Genomic DNA, 3,801 nt, shown 5'->3' on the forward strand with positions numbered 1-3,801 from the left:
CAACATCACGATGCGCGCGCGTTGTTGCACACGGACCTCCACGCGCTTGCCCAAAGACAACGCTCGAAGCTCCTGCTGCGTCTGCCCATCCAGCTCAATCGACTTGGCGACCCGCATGGCATCACACCCCCTTGGCCATCGGAGTATGCCCTTGAGCGAAAGTTCAACTAATTCGCGCGCACTACATTAGCTCTCTGCTTGTGAAGGCATCGATCCCATCGAACTCCAGTGCGCAACGATGAAACCGCTCAACCTCGCCCACTTTCCCCAGCCGGAGTCGAACGATCCGGGCAGCGTGGAGGCGGCACTCGATGCGCTTCGCAACGCGGAGAATGAATCAAGCGCCCACGAGGCCTACGATGCGTTTCTCTGGGCGGTGGGCGACAACCAGGCAGGAACGTTCTATCCGGTCGTGTTGGGCGTCCTGCCGGAGATCGAACAGATTCTCGTGAACGGGAAGCCCTGGGCCCAGAGGGCTGTATTGGAGTCACTGATTGACCTTGGCGGATCGTTTGTTCCGGAAGAAGGGTTCGAGAACTTCCTCGGTGCCCCAGTCCAAGAATCACTGAATGCATTCATCCATTCAATGCGTCGCCACATTGCGCAGCTCGCCAGTGGAAACGACGCGCGCGCCAAGAGCGCAATCGAGTTGCTGGAACTCATTGATGATCGAAATGGAGTGTCTTGATGGCAACATCGGCCTTGCCTTGGAAAGAAATCTTGAGGGGAGCGACGCTGGTGGCCGCGTTGGCCCGAGATCTGATGAAGCGCCAATCCGGCAAGCCCAGGCCGGGGGCCGAAGCGGCATCCGATCCGAAGTCTCAGCTTGTCGCTTTGACTCAACGCCTTGAAGCGCTGGAGGGATCGAGGGAGGAGCACGCGAAGGTGATGAAGATGCTGGCCGAAGAAGTACAGGGTCTCGCGCGACGCGCGATGATCGGTTACTGGATTGGCGTCGGCGGCTTGGTCGTGGCGCTCGCCTCAATCGTCGTTTCGTTTCGTCGATGAAGCGGTATAAAAAGTTGATCGACACGAACGTCCATCGGGCGGGTTCTCTCAGGCACGGCGCGACGTCAGCGGGCCGAGAATCTCGCGCGCCTGCCCGATGCAGTCCGCAAAGCTTGGCCGGAACCCCAACGCATCGATCGCTTCGAACTCCGCCTGCACATAACGCCCGCCACGCTTCAGCGCAGTGAGAAAGGCGGCCGCATGGTGGGCAAGAAACGGCGCCGCCAGCAGCACGGCCTGTGGTTCCGCATCGGCAACGGCGCAAAGATCGAACAGGTCGCGCGCCTTGCCGCGGTCGCCGCGGTACCACATCTTCTTTGCAATGATCTCCGCACAGGTCTCCACGCGAATGTGCCGCGTGCCCAGATCGGCCATATCGAATGGTTGATCCGTCAGCGGCGTTCCCACCACAATGTCGATTTCACCTTCTGGCAGGAACAGCTTGATGAATTCGGCCTGCTCCACATAGTCGCCGGTGACCGCTTCCGCCGCATCGCTCAGGCGTGGGGTGAGATAGCCGAGGTATTGCGGATCGGGAACGAACAGATCAATGTCCTTGCTCAGGCGATGCCCCAGGCGCAGCATCAGGACCGTGCCGCCGCCGAAGGTCCACATCGGCGCCTGCGTCACCGTTTCCAGGTGGTCCATCAGGCCAAGCGCCTTCTCGAACAACGCGCGCCACGCGCCGGGCCGGTCGAAGTCCACTGCGCTCACGACCAGATGTCCCGGGTGCTGCCCATCCAGGTCGCCAACTCGCGCATCCGTGCCCAGGTCGTCGTCCGCGCCAAGCCGTCTTCACGTTCGAGCTGCGCGGCCACATCGGCCAGCAGCGACACTGGGGCGTCTTCCAGGAACGCGCGCACATGCGCGATCCACGCTTCCGGCACGTCCTTGCCCGACAGCACACGCCTCAATGGGGCGCCGCCGATGCGCCGCTTGAAGCTGATGCCGGCCGAGAGCGCCGCGCGCTCCAGCGCCGTCATCGTCGCGGCCGGCTTCTGCCGCCGTACCCCACCGTCAGCCACCTGCAGATGAATGCCCAGTACGTCCAGCAGGCGGCTGGTGCGCTGGATGCTCAGGTCGGCAATGCTGCCCTGCTCCAGCCGATTGACAGTGGTTCGCGACAACCCGCTCAAGGCGGCGAGCTTCTGCTGCGAAAGGCCCATTTCGCCACGGCGGATGCGAACGGCGGAGGCAATTTCGTGCAGGGCAGACATTCGGACAGTCTAGCGGCTGTGAATGGCCTTGTGCAATATATTGAACATACCATTGATCAGACCGGCGCCGCCACCTCCACCCGCTTCTTCGGCCAAAACACCACCACATTCCCCGCCAACACCAACACCAGCCCCGCGATCCCTCCCGCCGTCCAGTGGTACCCCTCCAGCCACACCGACACGTTCAGCGCCACGATGGGAAACAGCACGGTGCAGTACGCCGCCTTGTCCGCACCCAGCCTTCCCACTAGCGTGAGGTAGGTGGTGAAGCCGATCACCGATCCCGGAATCGCCAGGTACAGGCTGGCGCCGACGTAGGTCCAGCTGGGATCGAACAGCACCGGCGCGCCGGCGGCCAGCGCATATATCGCAATGACGCTCGCGCCCACCAGCATGGCCCACGCGTTCGTTTGCAGCGGTGGCTGGCCGCGCGCCTGCATCGCGCCCGACAGCAGGTTGCCGATGGAAAAGCAGAACGTGCCGGCCAGTGCCAGGCCCAGCCCCCACAGCGTTTCGCTGCGGCCCATGTCGCGCAGCACCTCGGTGCCGAACAGCAGCAGCAGGCCGGCAAATCCCAGCGTGCCGCCGGCCAGCACGGCACGCGACAGCGGCTTGCCCTGGAAGATGCGGCCGTTGAAGGCGTTCCACAGCGGCGCGGTGGAAAAGCACACCGCCACCAGCCCGCTGGCAATCCAGCGGCTGGCGTTCAGGAAGCACACGAAGTTCAGGCAGAACAGAGCCAGCCCCTGCCCCACCAGCAGCGGCCACAGCGACGCGGGCGGCAGCCGCCACTGCCGCCGCAAAACCAGCCAGAGCATAAGCACTGCCGCCGAGAGCCAGAAGCGGTAGGCAATCGACCAGGGAATCGGCACCACGCCCACCTGCAGCTTCAAGGCGATCCAGGTCGTGCCCCAGATCAGCACGGTGGCGAGGTACAGCAGGACAGTTGTCATTGCGGCCAGTGTGCGGCGCGCGCCAGCGCGGCCGTGGCAGAAACTTGCGCATTTGTTGCCCCGGCCCGCGCCGGGGCTTTTCGGCGCCCGTATGCTCGGCCGCATGCACCCCGCGCTTTCGCAATTCGACGCCTACGGCGAGCTGCTGCGCGCCGGCGCCCAGCCGCTGCGCGCCGCCGCCGCGCCCGAGGGCGCATGGCTCGTGCAGTGGAAGAACGGCGACACCGAAACCCTCTACCGGCAGCCCAACCACCACACGCTGTCGCTCTACCTGCACGGCGGCGAGGCGATCCGCTGCCGCGCGGCGCCCGATGCGCGCGGCGCGCCGGGCCGCATGTGCAGCCTGCCCGCCGGCCACACCAGCGAGTGGGACGTGCACGGCTCGGTGCAGCTGATGCACCTCTACCTGCCGAAGCTGCCGCTGGCGCAGGCGGCCGAGGCCTGGTTCGACCTCGATCCGCGCACCGCCACCCTGCGCGACCGCATCTATTTCGAAGACACCGTGCTGCATGCGCTGTGGCAGCGCATCGTGGCGCTGGACTGGGATGCGCCGGGCGCCGACCTGCTGGTGCAGGATTTGGTGCTGCGCATGCAGGCACGCCTGCTGCTGGAACACTGCGGCC

The 3,801-nt window shown here is 64.9% G+C and carries 5 protein-coding genes and 1 pseudogene; 3 read left to right on the forward strand and 3 right to left on the reverse strand.

Features of this window, described 5'->3' with window-relative positions; genetic code table 11:
• The first annotated feature begins 238 nt into the window (after positions 1-238).
• On the forward strand, positions 239-688 hold the full coding sequence (locus H0U68_RS05510) for a hypothetical protein (RefSeq protein ID WP_296353464.1): 450 nt from the start codon (positions 239-241) through the stop codon (positions 686-688).
• Positions 688-1,008, forward strand: coding sequence for a hypothetical protein (locus tag H0U68_RS05515; RefSeq protein ID WP_296353467.1), 321 nt, complete (start codon positions 688-690; stop codon positions 1,006-1,008). The genes H0U68_RS05510 and H0U68_RS05515 overlap by 1 nt, the downstream gene beginning before the upstream one ends.
• Before the next feature lie 48 nt (positions 1,009-1,056).
• On the opposite strand, the gene H0U68_RS05520 is transcribed toward H0U68_RS05515, so the two are convergent.
• From H0U68_RS05520 to H0U68_RS05530, 3 genes are read right to left on the reverse strand one after another with little or no spacing between them, the layout of a single operon-like run.
• Entirely contained in the window at positions 1,057-1,722 is a 666-nt protein-coding gene (locus H0U68_RS05520) for a nucleotidyl transferase AbiEii/AbiGii toxin family protein (protein WP_296353470.1), read from the reverse strand.
• Entirely contained in the window at positions 1,719-2,225 is a 507-nt protein-coding gene (locus H0U68_RS05525; RefSeq protein ID WP_296353472.1) for a helix-turn-helix domain-containing protein, read from the reverse strand. Before H0U68_RS05525 ends, H0U68_RS05520 begins: the two co-directional genes overlap by 4 nt.
• A 56-nt stretch (positions 2,226-2,281) precedes the next feature.
• On the reverse strand, positions 2,282-3,178 hold the full coding sequence (locus H0U68_RS05530; RefSeq protein WP_296353474.1) for an EamA family transporter: 897 nt from the start codon (positions 3,176-3,178) through the stop codon (positions 2,282-2,284).
• 103 nt (positions 3,179-3,281) lie between these two features.
• On the opposite strand from H0U68_RS05530, the pseudogene H0U68_RS05535 reads away from it, so the two are divergent.
• Positions 3,282-3,801: pseudogene (locus H0U68_RS05535) on the forward strand (AraC family transcriptional regulator); the annotation flags it as partial.

The sequence above is a fragment of the Ramlibacter sp. genome (assembly GCF_013697775.1).
In the GTDB taxonomy this organism is placed as follows: domain Bacteria; phylum Pseudomonadota; class Gammaproteobacteria; order Burkholderiales; family Burkholderiaceae_C; genus Ramlibacter.